Origin of the sequence: Pseudoalteromonas sp. B131b, from assembly GCF_037162545.1 — a bacterium.
Taxonomy (GTDB): Bacteria; Pseudomonadota; Gammaproteobacteria; order Enterobacterales; family Alteromonadaceae; genus Pseudoalteromonas; species Pseudoalteromonas fuliginea.
Genome location: NZ_JARLUZ010000001.1, coordinates 1,942,746 through 1,957,713, shown reverse-complemented (window position 1 = coordinate 1,957,713; position 14,968 = coordinate 1,942,746). Strand labels below are relative to the sequence as shown.

14 protein-coding genes and 1 pseudogene are annotated in these 14,968 nt (G+C 37.1%); 4 read left to right on the top strand and 11 right to left on the bottom strand.

The genetic code is table 11. The annotated features are described in order from the left end of the window. Positions 1-32 precede the first annotated feature (32 nt). A complete protein-coding gene (locus tag P4S65_RS08900; RefSeq protein WP_337119981.1) occupies positions 33-629 on the top strand; it encodes a DNA-3-methyladenine glycosylase I in 597 nt (198 codons plus the stop codon). Positions 630-875: 246 nt separating this feature from the next. Here P4S65_RS08900 and P4S65_RS08895 read toward each other — a convergent pair whose 3' ends face one another. Both P4S65_RS08895 and P4S65_RS08890 read right to left on the bottom strand, forming a co-directional pair. After that, complete coding sequence (locus P4S65_RS08895; RefSeq protein ID WP_337119980.1) at positions 876-2,312, bottom strand: sigma-54 dependent transcriptional regulator; 1,437 nt, start codon at positions 2,310-2,312, stop codon at positions 876-878. 161 nt (positions 2,313-2,473) lie between these two features. Then, positions 2,474-3,259, bottom strand: a pseudogene (locus tag P4S65_RS08890) (flagellin N-terminal helical domain-containing protein). A 186-nt stretch (positions 3,260-3,445) separates the two neighbouring features. Between P4S65_RS08890 and pseB the strand changes: the two are divergent. The 3 genes from pseB (at position 3,446) to P4S65_RS08875 (ending at position 6,467) form a co-directional block, all read left to right on the top strand. After that, positions 3,446-4,447: a UDP-N-acetylglucosamine 4,6-dehydratase (inverting) gene (pseB, locus tag P4S65_RS08885; protein ID WP_008135978.1), complete on the top strand. Its 1,002-nt coding sequence runs from the start codon at positions 3,446-3,448 to the stop codon at positions 4,445-4,447. 15 nt (positions 4,448-4,462) lie between these two features. Further along, positions 4,463-5,614 carry a UDP-4-amino-4,6-dideoxy-N-acetyl-beta-L-altrosamine transaminase gene (gene pseC, locus P4S65_RS08880; protein WP_337119979.1) on the top strand — a complete coding sequence of 384 codons (1,152 nt, stop codon included), beginning with the start codon at positions 4,463-4,465 and terminating at the stop codon, positions 5,612-5,614. An 85-nt stretch (positions 5,615-5,699) separates the two neighbouring features. Continuing rightward, complete coding sequence (locus P4S65_RS08875) at positions 5,700-6,467, top strand: aldo/keto reductase (protein WP_337120748.1); 768 nt, start codon at positions 5,700-5,702, stop codon at positions 6,465-6,467. Here the strand turns inward: P4S65_RS08875 and P4S65_RS08870 are convergent. The 9 genes from P4S65_RS08870 to P4S65_RS08830 all read right to left on the bottom strand — a co-directional run bounded on the left by P4S65_RS08870 (position 6,459) and on the right by P4S65_RS08830 (position 14,855). Then, complete coding sequence (locus tag P4S65_RS08870) at positions 6,459-7,202, bottom strand: WbqC family protein (protein WP_337119978.1); 744 nt, start codon at positions 7,200-7,202, stop codon at positions 6,459-6,461. The genes P4S65_RS08875 and P4S65_RS08870 overlap by 9 nt on opposite strands. 121 nt (positions 7,203-7,323) lie before the next feature. Next, positions 7,324-7,836, bottom strand: coding sequence for a class I SAM-dependent methyltransferase (locus tag P4S65_RS08865; RefSeq protein WP_337119977.1), 513 nt, complete (start codon positions 7,834-7,836; stop codon positions 7,324-7,326). Next, a complete protein-coding gene (locus P4S65_RS08860) occupies positions 7,817-8,752 on the bottom strand; it encodes a DegT/DnrJ/EryC1/StrS family aminotransferase (protein ID WP_008135970.1) in 936 nt (311 codons plus the stop codon). Before P4S65_RS08860 ends, P4S65_RS08865 begins: the two co-directional genes overlap by 20 nt. A 91-nt stretch (positions 8,753-8,843) precedes the next feature. Beyond that, positions 8,844-9,410 carry a class I SAM-dependent methyltransferase gene (locus P4S65_RS08855; protein ID WP_337119976.1) on the bottom strand — a complete coding sequence of 189 codons (567 nt, stop codon included), beginning with the start codon at positions 9,408-9,410 and terminating at the stop codon, positions 8,844-8,846. Further along, positions 9,403-10,032: a glycosyl transferase gene (locus P4S65_RS08850; RefSeq protein WP_337119975.1), complete on the bottom strand. Its 630-nt coding sequence runs from the start codon at positions 10,030-10,032 to the stop codon at positions 9,403-9,405. Before P4S65_RS08850 ends, P4S65_RS08855 begins: the two co-directional genes overlap by 8 nt. A 323-nt stretch (positions 10,033-10,355) precedes the next feature. Beyond that, on the bottom strand, positions 10,356-11,726 hold the full coding sequence (locus tag P4S65_RS08845) for an NAD(P)-binding protein (RefSeq protein WP_337119974.1): 1,371 nt from the start codon (positions 11,724-11,726) through the stop codon (positions 10,356-10,358). Positions 11,727-11,728: 2 nt separating this feature from the next. Further along, positions 11,729-12,784, bottom strand: a complete 1,056-nt coding sequence (gene pseI / locus P4S65_RS08840; protein WP_008135962.1) for a pseudaminic acid synthase — start codon at positions 12,782-12,784, stop codon at positions 11,729-11,731. 17 nt (positions 12,785-12,801) lie between these two features. Continuing rightward, positions 12,802-13,554, bottom strand: a complete 753-nt coding sequence (locus P4S65_RS08835; protein WP_306724112.1) for a glycosyltransferase family protein — start codon at positions 13,552-13,554, stop codon at positions 12,802-12,804. Beyond that, positions 13,554-14,855, bottom strand: a complete 1,302-nt coding sequence (locus P4S65_RS08830) for an aminotransferase class III-fold pyridoxal phosphate-dependent enzyme (protein WP_337119972.1) — start codon at positions 14,853-14,855, stop codon at positions 13,554-13,556. The genes P4S65_RS08835 and P4S65_RS08830 overlap by 1 nt, the downstream gene beginning before the upstream one ends. Positions 14,856-14,968 lie beyond the last annotated feature (113 nt).

Genomic DNA, 14,968 nt, shown 5'->3' with positions numbered 1-14,968 from the left:
GACATAAAAATGACGCACGCTAAGGAATAATAATGAGTGAACAAATAGAATGCCGTTGTCCATGGCTAGACACGACTAAACCTGACTACGTTACTTACCATGATGAAGAATGGGGGGTGCCACTTTATGATGACCAAAAACTATTCGAATTTATAACTCTTGAATCAGCACAGGCGGGGTTGAGTTGGTACACCATATTAAAAAAACGCCAAGGTTATAAAAAGGCATTTGCTAATTTTGATGTAAAAAAAGTAGCTGAATTTACATCAGATGACATTGAGCGTCTAATGTTAAATAAAGAGATTGTTCGTAACCGTTTAAAAATTGCAGCAACTGTTAATAACGCAAAATGTTTTATCGGTATTCAAAAAGAGTTTGGTAGCTTTAGCAATTATCAATGGCAATTTGTGAGTAATAGGCCGCTTGTTAGTCACTTGAATAATATTGAGGACTACCCTGCTATAACTGAACAATCAACTGCATTCGCTAAAGACTTAAAAAAGCGAGGATTTAAGTTTTTAGGCCCAACAACAGTCTATGCACACATGCAAGCCTGCGGTATGGTTAACGATCACAGTAATGACTGTTTTAGAAAAGAAGAAATTATTAAGGCTTTTAGTGGTGAGTAAGCAGGTAAATAGGTAGGTAATTAAAAGCTTCGCTTTTCACGCGAGCAAGCTCAGCGTCTACGCCAAAGTTTTGATTTGAGGTTGCTTTGTAGACGCGCTGCTTACAGGCGTTCAAAAACGTAGTTTTTTGGATGGGTGTTTAAATAACTAAAAGCTTCGCTTTTCACGTGAGCAAGCTAGACGTCTACCGCCAAAGTTTTGATTTGAGGTTGTTTTGTAGACGCGCTGCTTGCAGGCGTTCAAAAACTAATCTCTTGAAAGGTTATACTTTTTCATTTTTTCAACTAGCGTGGTTCTGCGTACACCTAATATTTCTGCCGCGCGAGCCACAACGTAATCAAAGCGCTCTAACGCTTGCGTTATTAAGCTAATTTCAAGCTCGGCTAAGTAATCTTTAAGTTCAATACCATCATCGGGCAACAACCCACTTCTAACTTGGTTAAACTCTGCTTCAGGTTCGTTTTCGTAATCACTGAATCCTGTGCTAAATATATCGTTAAACGCGTCTTTTTCCATTAACTCTTCTGGGTACTCAGGCTCATATGCTTCTACCTCAATATAGCGGTATTTATTAGGTAAATCGGGAATATCGACTACCTTTTCAGGAAACATAATAACCATTCGTTCCACTAAATTAGCTAGCTCACGAATGTTACCAGGCCAAGCATGCTCTTTTAAGCTCTCCACTGCTCGCTCAGTAAACTTAGCGGTAGAACCTGTTTGATCGTTAACACGGCGCATCAGTTCTTTTAAAAGCAGTGGAATATCATCTGCGCGCTCACTTAATGACGGGTTTTCAATAGGAAATACATTTAATCGATAGTACAAATCTTCACGAAAACTACCTTCTTCAATCATATTTTCTAAATTTCGGTGCGTTGCAGCAATAACACGTACATCAGCTTGAATCGCCTTTGTACCGCCAACTCGCTCGTAACTGCGTTCTTGTAATACGCGCAGCAACTTAACCTGCATTTGCAACGGCATATCACCTATTTCATCTAAAAACAGCGTACCACCTTGTGCAAGTTCAAAGCGTCCTTTACGAGCGGATATTGCTCCTGTAAATGCCCCTTTTTCATGGCCAAATAGCTCACTTTCTAATAACTCCGCCGGAATAGCACCACAGTTAACAGGCACAAATGGCCCATTGTTACGCTTAGAAAGCAAGTGTACATTACGAGCAACAACTTCTTTACCGGTTCCTGACTCACCTAAAATTAAAACATTAGCGTCCGTTTTTGCCACTTGCTCAATTAAAAAGCGTACATCTTTTACTGCATCTGTTTCACCCACTAGCCCGTCAAAGGTTTTAAGGGGTCTGGTATGTTTATGTCCATTTGGTAACATTCGCTGATATTGCTGACAATCGTGAAGCAACTGTGTTGTTACTTCATGACTAAACGGTTCGCAAATGAGGCCAACCACATTAGCAATGCTTAGTAATGGTTTAAGGGTTTCGCCTATTAATAAAAAAGGTAAGGTTGGGTAGCGCTTAATTAAACCTTCGTGATCAAGAGACTGCAATGCACCTAAAATGATCATGCATTCTTTTTGTTGGTACTTTTCACACTCTTGTTCAAAATTTGTTTCATTTAACAATTGTACTGCTTCACCAATAAAAGTAAGCGATACATTTAAACCTATTGCGCGATTGTTATTATTATCTAAAATCAAGATCATATTTAGCGAGCCGTACTTTCACTCATTTATTTAATTACCTAAATTGTAAGCCAGTTCGCCATGGATGCAAGCGATAGCGGCATTTTTTTGACATAAACGCCAAAAAACAGACAGCTAGTTAAAATAACAATACTTAAGAATTAATCATTAAGTATCAAAAATTAAAGTAATACTAAAATAGCCTCAGCGGATTGGTTAGCTTGTCCACGAAGCGTAATTGACGCTTGCGTTAGAAAATCGTTAGATATCTGCTAAGAAATTGCCTTTGCGTAGTCAGTATCTTGAATTCGGTTTTTACTAGCGGAAATATTTTCATTTTTCTCATCTAAACCACGGATTGTATTTGATAGCGTATTTTCAAATGCCCCCAGTTCAACACGCTGATTATTTATTTCAGCACCCACTTTATCGCTAATATCAATTGCTGCCCGCGCACCATCTTGAGTCGAAATATTGATGCCAGAAATAACACTTGCAATACTACGATCAATAGCTGTGAGAAACTATGTACTGTATTTACATCTTGTCCAATTTGAAATGACACAGATTGCCCATCAAAAAGAGTTTTGCCGGCGAATGATGCATTCTCAAACGTGTCTGTTATCTGGCTTTGTAATTGCGCTACTTCATCTTGTAAAGCATCACTGTCATTATTAAATGCACCATTACCCGCTTGAATAGACAACTCACGTATACGTGAAACCGCATTATTAACCCCCAATAGATTAGATTCAGTAACCTGCGAATTAAGAAATCCCATCGTGAGCATTGCTTACTGCTTGCCCGTAACCATTTTGTTGGGAGATCAATCTAGCTATAATTTGCAATGTTGCAACGTTATCTGCCCCGGAATTTACTTTTTTACCAGAGGCAAGTTGCTCAGACCGCTTATTACTCGCTTCCAGTGCTTGGTTTAAAAAACTAGCTGTGGGCAATTCAATCCTCATAATAGGCTCCGACAAACTTATTGATTAAAATTATAGCTTAATTTGCGAAATTTTGCGCTTTGTACCATGGTTAGACTAAATTAACTTGGCACTTTGCTTGCTTAGTGGTTAAAGTATTGAAGTGTGTATTAAAAGATCACGTTTGCGTGTCATAAAACGCTAATAATAAATAATTTGGGTAGCACTATGTTCGATAACAAAACAATTTTAATCACCGGTGGTACCGGTTCATTCGGAAAAAAATACGTAAAAACGCTACTTGAGCGTTATAATCCTAAAAAGATTATTATTTTTTCGCGCGATGAACTAAAGCAATTTGAAATGCAACAAGAGTTCGACCAGCCTTGTATGCGTTATTTTATTGGCGATGTAAGAGATAAAGACAGATTAATACGTGCCATGCGAGGGGTGAATTTCGTTATTCACGCTGCGGCATTAAAGCAGGTACCGGCCGCTGAATACAACCCTATGGAATGTATAAAAACAAATATTAACGGCGCTGAAAACGTGATTGATGCAGCCCTTGATAACGACGTAGAAAAAGTGATTGCTTTGTCTACTGATAAAGCCGCGAACCCCATTAACTTGTATGGCGCCACTAAATTGGCGTCAGACAAACTTTTTGTTGCCGCTAATAATATTGCAGGTGGCAACCGCACTACTTTTTCTGTTGTGCGCTATGGTAATGTGGTTTGTTCTCGAGGTTCTGTTGTGCCAGTTTTTCAAAAATTTATTGATGAAGGGCGCGACCATATTCCAATAACACACAATGAAATGACTCGTTTTTGGATAAACCTTCAACAAGGCGTCGATTTTGTACTAACCAATTTTGAACGTATGTTAGGCGGTGAAATTTTCGTTCCTAAAATCCCTTCAATCCGTATTACAGACCTTGCAAAAGCGATGGCTCCTGACTTACCACTAAAAATAATTGGTATTCGTCCTGGTGAAAAACTTCATGAGGTTATGTGTCCTGCCGATTTATGTTTTGAAACCTACGAGTACAACGACCACTTTGTTATTGCTCCTGGCATTAAATTTAGTAGCCGTAGTAATGACTTTACCGTTAACGCAATTGGCGAAAAAGGCAAAAAGGTAGAGCAAGGATTTGAATATAACTCTCTTCATAACTCGCATTACATGACGATTGATGAGATTAAAGAATTTAACACTCAGGCATTAAGTTAAAGCTGAATAAAATAAATGATTCCATATGGTAAACAACTAATAAGCCAAGCAGATATTGATAGCGTTGTGGCTGTTTTACAGTCTGATTGGCTAACTCAAGGGCCAAAAGTACCCGCTTTTGAGGCTGCTATTGCAAAATACTGTAATGCTCAATACGGTATTGCTGTTAATAGCGCGACTTCTGCTCTACATATTGCATGTTTAGCATTAAATGTAAGCGAAGGCGATACTGTTTGGACATCGCCAATTTCATTCGTAGCCTCAGCCAATTGTGCGCTTTACTGTGGTGCTGCAGTGGACTTTGTAGATATTGACTTGGCAACTGGCAATATGTCAGTGTATGCCCTTGCTGATAAGCTTATTAGCGCAAAACAAAATAATTGCTTACCTAAAGTCGTTATCCCTGTTCACTTGGCAGGTCAATCGTGTGATATGGAAGCTATTTACGATTTATCAAAGCAGTATGGTTTTAAAATCATTGAAGATGCATCGCATGCTATTGGCGCACAATATAATGGCAATAAAGTCGGTTGCTGTGAATTTTCAGATATCACTGTATTTAGTTTTCACCCGGTAAAAATAATTACCTCTGCCGAAGGCGGTATGGCGGTTACTAATAATCAACAGCTTGCAAAAAAATTACAACGCTTAAGAAGTCATGGGATCACTAATGATCCAAATGAAATGACTGAGCAAAGCCATGGTCCTTGGTATTACCAGCAAGTAGAGCTTGGCTTTAATTACCGAATGACAGAGCTACAAGCTGCACTTGGCCTCAGCCAACTTGATAAACTTGATGAATTTGTGACTACCAGAAACGCACTCGCTATTTCATATTCTAATGCGTTTGAAACTATGCCTCTTTCGCATTTAACACAACTCACAAAATGCTATTCAAGTTACCATTTATACGTAGTTAAACTTGCTGACGAACATAGCTACCTTCATAGGCATATTATTGAGCAATTGAGAAATAAAGGGATTATTAGTCACCTTCACTATATTCCAATACACACTCAACCTTTTTATAAAAAAATGGGCTTTAAAGACAGCGACTTCCCCAACGCAATGAAATATTATAAAACAGCATTCACTATCCCTTTACATCCTCAACTTACAGAGCAAGAGCAAAGCTATATTATTGATGAGATTGGTAAATTACTGTGAAGCTAGCACTAGGTACTGTTCAATTTGGTGTTGACTACGGAATAAGCAACACACTAGGCAAAACACATCAGAAAGAAATAAAAAAATACTTAACCTTGCCAAAAGCGAAAATATAACGACCATTGATACTGCATCAGCCTATGGTAATGCTGAAAAAGAATTAGGCCAGTGCCCACTAAGTTCATTCAATATAGTTAGTAAAATTCCTCCTATATCTAATTTAAGCAATGTTAATGATTTTATAACAGAAACTGTTAAACAGTCTCTTCGCGACTTAAATTGTGACGCTTTATATGGATTACTACTTCATCGCTTTGAAGATTTTAGTCAATTCCCTATTGCACTTGACTGCTTAAAGCAAATTAAAGCAGATAATAAAGTAAAAAAAGTGGGAGTATCTTTATATTCCCCCGAGCAGATCAATAATGATGTATTAGCATTTGTAGATCTAATTCAGTTACCACTTAATATTCTTGATCAACGCTTCGTTCAATCAAATTCATTAAAACAACTAAAAGCTGCAGGTATAGAGATTCATACTCGTTCAGCCTTTCTTCAGGGATTATTGCTAATGCAAAGTGGCACTTTCCCAGATTATTTTAAACCTATTGCTCCTTTATTAGAAAAGCTTACCACGCTGAGTAATCACTTAAATGTCTCAAAGTTATCGCTAGCATTAAATTACGTGGTTAATATTAATGAAGTAGACAAAGTGGTTGTAGGTGTCAACAACGAACAACAGCTTAATGAAATTTTAAGCTGCTTAACTTCAAGCTTATCCAATATTGATTTATCTGAGTTTAACCTACCTGATGAGCGCTTTATTAATCCAGTACTTTGGCAATCAAACTGATAGAGATTGATAGTGAGTATGTGCTCTCGTGCATGTATTAATTAATTTAACTGTTTCAACAGGCCCAACGTTAAATAAGCAGTCAATCACACTCAAATGAGAGATAAACTCCCCCTTAACTTGTGAGTATTTAGGGTGGATAAAGTTTTGATAAAAAACATCAATGCCATTTTTAACTAATGCCCCGCCTGGGGTCTCTTGTTCAATGTAAGCCTGCGCGCCTACTGGTGATAAATAAGTATTACATTCTAGCTCATTACAAATAGATACTAGCCGAGCATCTTTAACACCAGACACGTCTTTAAGCTGAGAAGCTATAAATGTTGGTGTGGTTATATTCATGAACAGCATCAATACTCTAATGATTTTAATATTCATTTGAGCCAAGCAAGTAATGCTCTCATCTTTATAAATGGAATCTAATAGGGGAAATAACGAACTAAAAAACGGCGCTTTTGCGTAGCTTTCAGCAATGCTTTTAAGGTGCTTTCTTCGCCAAGGATTTTCACTAACAAATTGAGTATTTTCAATTGTTGCTGTCATTCTTCCTTTAGGGGTACTTACCGGACAAGTCAGCATAAGTTCTTGCTTACCCGATTTAATTTTATTTCTAACATGCCAATCACTTTTTTCAAGCTTTACGTTGTCTAAAAATACGAATCTATCGGCGCTATTAATTAACCCAAAATAACCTAACCAAGGTAAGTAAGTAGGCTGCATTATACTCAGTAACATGTTATTTCGCTTTTACTTAATTGCATTGTAAATTCATAAGGGTAACCACCTGGCTTAGTAACGTAGTCATGCTTTAGGGAAACAAAAGGTGTCATTGTTGTTTTGCATAATTCAAATAATTCTAGGGGGAGACATAAAAAAGAGCCTCATTTTTAAATTCTACAAATGTCGATAACGCATTAAAAATAACCGACTGCTTACACTGCTGAATACTTTTTTGTAGGGTAAGTGTTAGAAAGCCCATGTTATCAGTCATTTTATTATTGAACACACCGCTAATAAGCACATGGTCATAGCCTTGTGCTATCTCATCCTCATATATATCAAACACTTTGAACTGAGCTTTTGTATCAGAGCTAAACTTGGCATTTGCGGCGTCTATAAACTCTGGCACAAAGTCATAACCTAAATACTCACCGGTAAAACCGTTATTTCTTAGATACAAAAGCATATCACCCAGCCCACAGCCTAAATCAATAACTCGGCTACTTGATGAAATCATATTCAGAAATATCGCAAATCTTACATTTTGTGATTCTTTTGATACATGCTGTACTGATTTGTGGCTGTCACCATACTCTTTATACAGAGACTGATAATACGACTTTAAAGTATTACTTGTCTTGGAAGTCATTTATAAACATTACCATATTGGTTAATTGCTCTTGAGGTGTTTCGGGACGGACAAATAAATTTATAATTTGATCATCAATCAATGACGCATTTGGATAATGTCCATTGGTTTGTAATTCACCTAACGATTTATAATGCTTAGTAAAAATAATGCCATTCTCTTTTGCCTTAGCTAAAAAGTGAGTTCTATTTTTTATGAGTAAAGGGTAGCGCCAATACGTTACTTCAGCATCAAAACTTGCTTTTACAAAAAGCGAATTAGTGATGTGATTTTGCAGGTAATCTACATTCTCTTTTCGCACTTGCATTTGCTTATTTAAATTTAAAAAGCGCTCATTTAATATTTCTAACTGTTTTACGTCACTAAATTGAGCCATTTTATTCTCGTTTAAAAACCCCTTAGCGCATTCAAATAACCGCTCAGAGTTAGTTAAAATAGCTCCACCATATTGATTATCAATAGGTTTATCATACCCAAAACTTAAAATAGAGAAGTCGCCAAAGCTACCTAACGGTTTGCCTTTGTATTTACTGCCATACGCCAAACATGCATCTTCTATTAGTGTAATGTTGTTGTGTTTTGCAAACTTTGCTATTTCATCAATTTTACAATAGTGTCCGTAACCATGAACGGCCACTATTACTGATACAGAATCATTAAAAACAGCCTCTATATTAGTGACCTCCATAGACAAAGAGCACAACGAAACATCAGCCAAAATAACGTTGTAACCTGCCATTTGAATAGCAAACAAAACAATCGGGCAACAGCTTGCTGGCATTATTACTGAGCTACCCTTTGGAGCCGGTGAGGCGTTGAGTGCAGTTATAAGCGCAAAGCTGCCAGAACTAGTCAATAATGCATGCTGGCGGTCAAATGCAGTAGCAATAAGGCACTGTAATTGAGTTAAACCCATAACCTCAAATCCTTGCGATAACGAGATAAAGGAAAGTCTTCTGGTTGAATAAGTATTTCTACTTTCTTAACACAGTGCTGTAAATCGGTTTTTAATTGCTCAAAAGAAAAAAGCGCCACTGAGAATACCGATGTATTAACGGGATCGTTTTTTCATATTCTAGATCACTTGCACTTTTTATATCATGCTCAAAGTGTTTATCGAGTATATCGCCAATCAAAATTACACCACCTGGCTTGCATACCCGTATCATTTCTTTAATCACATCAAGTGCATATTGATAGCTTGGGAAGTAATGAAAAATACTGTAACTGAGTACTCTTTCAAACTCATTGTTGTCAAACTGAAGAACACTCGCTTGTGATTGATAAAAAACGCCTTGAGGAAGTAATTTTTTTGCTTCATCTATCATTGCTTGAGAGTAGTCAACACCTGCATACTGCGAGCATTTGTGTAATTTTGATAATAGTAAGCCGTTGCCACACCCTACATCTAAAATACTATTACCTTGCGCTGAAAACATGAGTTTTTGCTCAACATCATCGATGAGCGCCTGCCAAAGTGTATCGTCAAAGGGGCGCCCGACCTGTGCTTTAAAATCACTGTTTATACGAGCAATTTCATCCCACTCTACTTGTTTAGAATTAAACTCACTCATTTGATACCTTTATAATTTCTTGTGCGAATTGCTCGGTCGAATCGAGATAATATGATGATAACATTGCGTCTCTTTGCGCTAGAACACCGGTGTGTAAAAACCCCTCAATGTTTAATGTTAAGCTTTCTATCGTTGCATCTTCAGCAAGACCCAAATCAAAGGTTAAATGTGCTCTGGCAAGTTCTAAAGTGTCTGTATGTTGTTCTCTCGTTTGTGAAATAGCACAGTTAGGTATAAGGCAAAAACCAGCTTCATACTTTGTTAATCCCCCACCATTAATGATTAAATCGGCTTGTTTGTAAACAGCAGACATATCATCAACAAACTCTAATGCTTGGTAAGTATTATTTTTTAAACTAATAGAAGGGGCTTTTTGATCTAATAAAATAATTTTCTTACCTACCACTAGCTTATCTAAGGCATTTACAACATGCGTAGCGACATCAAATCGATCATTACCGCCAATAAAAACCAAAATAGTATTAATACTATTTTGAAAGTGCTCCTGTGAGCGACTTCGCCTTAATGATAATAACTCTTGGGCAAATGAAAAGTAACGCAGCCCTAATCTATGTTTGGTTGTTGAGCGAAAAAACGCCTCTGCGTTAAATCTAAAATTCACAATAAGATCTATAAAATTGTAATTGTATTGATCAAAATCGTCGATGATGCATAGCTTCAACCCTATTTTTTTAACTCAAATAATTGCTCACAGGTAAAATGATAGCTATCAGCAAGCACCGTCATATTTGGCTCAAAAATAAAGTCACTGCCTGCTACGGTGAACCCAAAATGATTAATTCGCTGGGTAGAAAATTGGTCAAAGTCGCCAAAAAAACAATATTACTATAAGGCTGTAATGCAAAAGTCGCCCTTGCAACATTTAAACACCTTGATAAATGCCCAAAGCCTGTTTTTATAGTTCCATTGCAATAGAAAATAAAATTAGCCAACAGTGCAATACTCTTTTAATTCTTTATGAGCAAGAACAAGCACATCAGATAACAACCAGCAACGACCACTAAACCTACCCGACACAATAATATTTTTAAAAGAATTTGTTAATGTTTCATAATTAATCTGTGTTGTAGTACAAAAATCATGTGTAGGCACAGGAAAAGTATTATCAATTATTTGTACACATCCACTTTTCATTTTGGTACTAGACGTTATGATTCCCATATTTTTTAGATCAATAACACCCTGCTCTAATGTGTATGTAGGATCTGCTTTGTACCTTAATACCTCTGCTGATACTTGATACTTATCGCTTTGCCTTAAATTGTTATACAGTGTAACCCTGAAAATATCCGAACATGGGTCCCAGTTCCAAAGGTAATGCGATTCTTTATTTAAAGGCTGCTTATCAAACGTAAAATGTAAGATATTTGCGGTCCTAAATATCGGTTTATAATTTGCGATCGGTAAATTAGCGGCCTTTAGTGCAAATACGGGCGGCGCACTCCAAAATAACAAGTCACACTTAATATGTGAGCCATCATTAAGGCTAAACGCAGTAACTAAATCATCTTGATATTCAATATCTAACACTTGACTATTACAGCGAATTTCAATCCCTAAAGACTCAGCTTTTGCCTGTAATTGATCAATCCAAGTCTGCGCGCCTTTAGAGCTATTTGGGTAGTAATAATTAGGAAGGTATGAACCTTGCTCTGCTAGTAATGCTTCAAATTCAGCAGCACTATGATAGCCAAGCTTTTTGTCAAACTCTGGATGTTGCTTTAACACTCGTGACAAAGATGCATTGAATGCTTTTATTCTTGTAGTACCAAAATAATTAATGCTGGTATTTTTAGCTAAATCAGTAAATGCTACATCACTGCCATAAAGCTTATTAATAACCGGTTTTGCAAGGTACTGATAAAACACTACACCTAAAGTTTCACATAAATATTGCTCAATATTATCGGCCTCAGACCCTGATACGAGTGACATAAACTCACCAATACCTTGTTTATAAAGTGCTGAATCTAATTTTCTTGCATCAATTGTTTGTGTTTCTAAATCCCACTTACCTGCAAAGTAATTCCCTGTTTTGAGTTGTTTAAATGTATGCCAATTTTTAGAAAAGTGAGGGTAGTTGAATAGTATCTCGTCTATTTCAGTAATACCGGTGCTAGCTGGAATATGTGTGCCTTGGTCGTAAAAATTACCAGCATCGTCAGTGACTGAGTTCAACAAGCCACCTAACGATTCAGACTGCTCGATTAATACAACGCGATCGTAATGCTTGCGCAACAAAATACTTGCCGTTATACCACAAATTCCACCACCGACCACTGCACATGTTTTCATAGCTAGCCTCTTAACTCATTTGTTAACGCAAAACTAACTCTATCACCCAGCTCTACATCGCTTGTTAAACGCAGCCCTAGAACATCGTCAAAATGCTTAGTGTGTAAGCCAAAGCCTGGCCTAACCGATTTAATATCGTGTTTTGTAATAACATGGCCCTTTGGTAAATCTTTAGCAAAATAGAGTGAGCGCCTAGCTAACATATTTTTTTTCGCTGAATCTGTTATGTCATAGCTCACAGTACCTATCGCTTTTTCTGCGTCTCTTACTGACTTAACGAGTGATGAAAATTCGTATTTATCTAATGAGAAAAAGGCATCTACTGAGTCGTCAGATTTATCAATAATAAAATGTTTTTCAATTATTTTTGCACCCAATGTAACACTTACTATCGGTGAAATAATCCCTTGTGTATGATCAGACAAACCAGAAATACAATTAAATCGTTTAGCTATATCGGAAATTGTTGCTAAGTTGCATTCTTCTAATGGGGTTGGATAGGCTGTCGTACACTTCAAAATTGCAATACTGTCACACCCATTATTGCGCAATGTAGTAACCGCAAGTTCAATGTCAGCTAACTCCGCAATCCCTGTAGAAAGAATCACAGGTTTGCCTGTTGCCGCAACATATTTCAAAAGGGGAATATCTGTTATTTCCGGCGAGGCTATTTTATATACCGGTGTATTTAATGATTCGAGTAAATCAACGGAAGATTCATCAAATGGGGAAGAGAATATATCAATTTCGCAACGTTTGGCCTCTTCGAACAGCGCCTGATGCCATTCCCAAGGTGTAAACGCTTTTTGATAAAGTGAGTGCAAAGACACATGTTCTTGCCAAGGGTTGTCGCTAGGCAAACAAAAATCTGGCTTTGAACAATTTAGTGTAATTGTATCTGCCGTGTAAGTTTGTAGCTTTACAGCATCTGCCCCGGCCAACTTAGCTTCAGCGATTAATTTTTTAGCTTTATTAATGTCTCCACCATGATTAGCAGACATTTCAGCTATGATGTAACACGGACTATTTTCATCGATTGTTTTATTGTTAATTTTCATAATAAGTCCAAAGCTAATTAATGTTGTTCATTTTGTAATGAAATAGCTAACCCTTCGTTACGAATAACTTGGCTATTAATCTGTTTAATGTGAGGATGAGCATCAAGTATATTTTTTATATTTTGATAGTTAATGTTAACAGTATCGTTGGTAAAACGTGCTAATTCTATGATAACTTGCCAATCTTCAGGTGTATCTAATGTAAACCGATAGCTGCTGTCATCTGTTGTGTTTTGCATTTCATAGGTAGAGAATTGGTTTAGTTTATTTTCGTAAAAATGTAACGTCACGTGTTCACGTTCAGACTCTCTGAGTTCAGCCGTGTTTAATGATGATAACGCGCTCGTTTTAAAAACTTCACAATCAACGCCTTCGGCAAATTGTTCACTCAAAAAAGCATAATCAACCTGTTTTTCAAAATATGTCCGCAATAATAAATCACAAACGCCAGCATCCACAAAAGGTGAATCGCCTGTTATTCTCACAATATGGTCTGAGGGATACGCCTGACTAGCTTGCTGAAAACGCGCTAAAACATTTTCCTCTGAACCTCTAAACACGTTGATATTATGGCGTTTGGCTAACTCAACCAACTCATCATTTTCTTCGTTAAAAGAAGTAAGAAGAACAATATTATCAATGTACCTTGATTGTTTTAAACGCATAACAATGTGCAAAATAACGGGGATCCCATTTACTTCTTTTAACACCTTGCCTGGTAATCTAGACGATCCCATTCTTGCTTGAATAAAGGCGGCAACTGATTTCATTAATTTAACCTTTGAAAGCCACTGTGGCATACTGGGCCATTAATTAGGCTTTCTATATCTGCATTGCTGTCTAGCGACTGCTGAAGAAAATAAAAAACATCTCTCATTGCATCAATATATTTATCGCAAAGCTCATCGGTATGGGCGATCGAAAGGTAAATAACATTACTCGCTAAAAACCCTCTTTTAAGCATTTCTTGAGTAAATAGTGTTTTTAATGCCAATGCATGCTCACCTGGAAATATAAATATAGGGACACTATCAATACCTATAATTTTTAGGTTAAAGCCTGTTTGAGTGACAACTTCTTCAATACGAGATTTTAGTCTTGCGCCAGTTTCATTTAAGCGTTTGGGAATATTATCTCGTTGAAATATTTCTAATGTTTTTAACGCAGCTGTAAAGCCAACTCGTTCGGTCCAATAAGAACTACTAATGAAGGATTGCTGCGCTGCATCCATCACTTCAGAGCGACCTATTATAGCCCCTATTGGATGGCCGTTACCCAGTGCCTTTCCTAACACACAAATATCTGGCTCTATCGATGTTAAAAGATGAGACGCCCCTGTGTTAAGTCTAAACCCTGATGATATTTCATCAAAAATTACAACAATGTTATGTTCAACAGCTAAATCTTTCACAGCTTGAAGAAAAGCAACATCCGGCAATCCATGGCGAAAAACTTCCATCATAACAACGCCAAGGTTATCACCGTGAACATCTATGATTGCCTTAAAGCCATCAATATCACCTTCCTTAAATGGCAGCACAGTATTTTGTAATTGCTTAGGTACACCAGCAGGCCTTAAACCAGGTAATAATTGCTCATCTAAATTTTCAGCGTCAGTTATATTTGTTGCTAAGTACCAATCATGCCAACCATGGTAGCCGCAAAAGGCAACAACATCTTTTTTACTATAAGCACGGGCAATTCGCACTGCTAACGCACACGATTCGCCACCAGTACGTGTAAAGCGAACCGCTCCCGCCCAAGGGTGTATTTCAATAAGTTTTTCTGCTAATTCAACTTCTTCATGGCAATTCAAACTACTCATACTTCCGTTAGAAATCGAACTTATCACTGCATCGTTAATTTCATCATTAGCATAACCTAAAGAACTCGTACCAATCCCCATAATAGAGAAGTCATAGTAATGATTATTATCTAAATCCCAAACTTCACAGCCTTTAGACTTTTTATAATATGCAGGCCATTGATCGGGTAAAAACATTTCGGCACGCTTAGAAAGTAGTTGGTTTCCGCCAGGAATAATTTTTTGCTTTTTGCCAAAGCTCAGCACCCGAATTGCTTTTTAATGACATGTAGTATCCTTAGGAATAATAAGTTTAAATTATTTATTAGCCATTATAATGAAATTTTGTTTACGCCCTAGTAACTTATCGGCAATTTTAA

Bases quoted from the DNA above. Each gene is read 5' to 3' on its own strand.
- pseI (WP_008135962.1), bottom strand. From the start codon at position 12,784: ATGAAAATTAACAATAAAACAATCGATGAAAATAGTCCGTGTTACATC.
- P4S65_RS08865 (WP_337119977.1), bottom strand. From the start codon at position 7,836: ATGACTTCCAAGACAAGTAATACTTTAAAGTCGTATTATCAGTCTCTG.
- P4S65_RS08870 (WP_337119978.1), bottom strand. From the start codon at position 7,202: ATGTTACTGAGTATAATGCAGCCTACTTACTTACCTTGGTTAGGTTAT.
- P4S65_RS08900 (WP_337119981.1), top strand. From the start codon at position 33: ATGAGTGAACAAATAGAATGCCGTTGTCCATGGCTAGACACGACTAAA.
- P4S65_RS08895 (WP_337119980.1), bottom strand. From the start codon at position 2,312: ATGATCTTGATTTTAGATAATAATAACAATCGCGCAATAGGTTTAAAT.
- P4S65_RS08835 (WP_306724112.1), bottom strand. From the start codon at position 13,554: ATGAAATCAGTTGCCGCCTTTATTCAAGCAAGAATGGGATCGTCTAGA.
- P4S65_RS08860 (WP_008135970.1), bottom strand. From the start codon at position 8,752: ATGGGTTTAACTCAATTACAGTGCCTTATTGCTACTGCATTTGACCGC.
- P4S65_RS08855 (WP_337119976.1), bottom strand. From the start codon at position 9,410: ATGAGTGAGTTTAATTCTAAACAAGTAGAGTGGGATGAAATTGCTCGT.
- P4S65_RS08845 (WP_337119974.1), bottom strand. From the start codon at position 11,726: ATGAAAACATGTGCAGTGGTCGGTGGTGGAATTTGTGGTATAACGGCA.
- pseB (WP_008135978.1), top strand. From the start codon at position 3,446: ATGTTCGATAACAAAACAATTTTAATCACCGGTGGTACCGGTTCATTC.
- pseC (WP_337119979.1), top strand. From the start codon at position 4,463: ATGATTCCATATGGTAAACAACTAATAAGCCAAGCAGATATTGATAGC.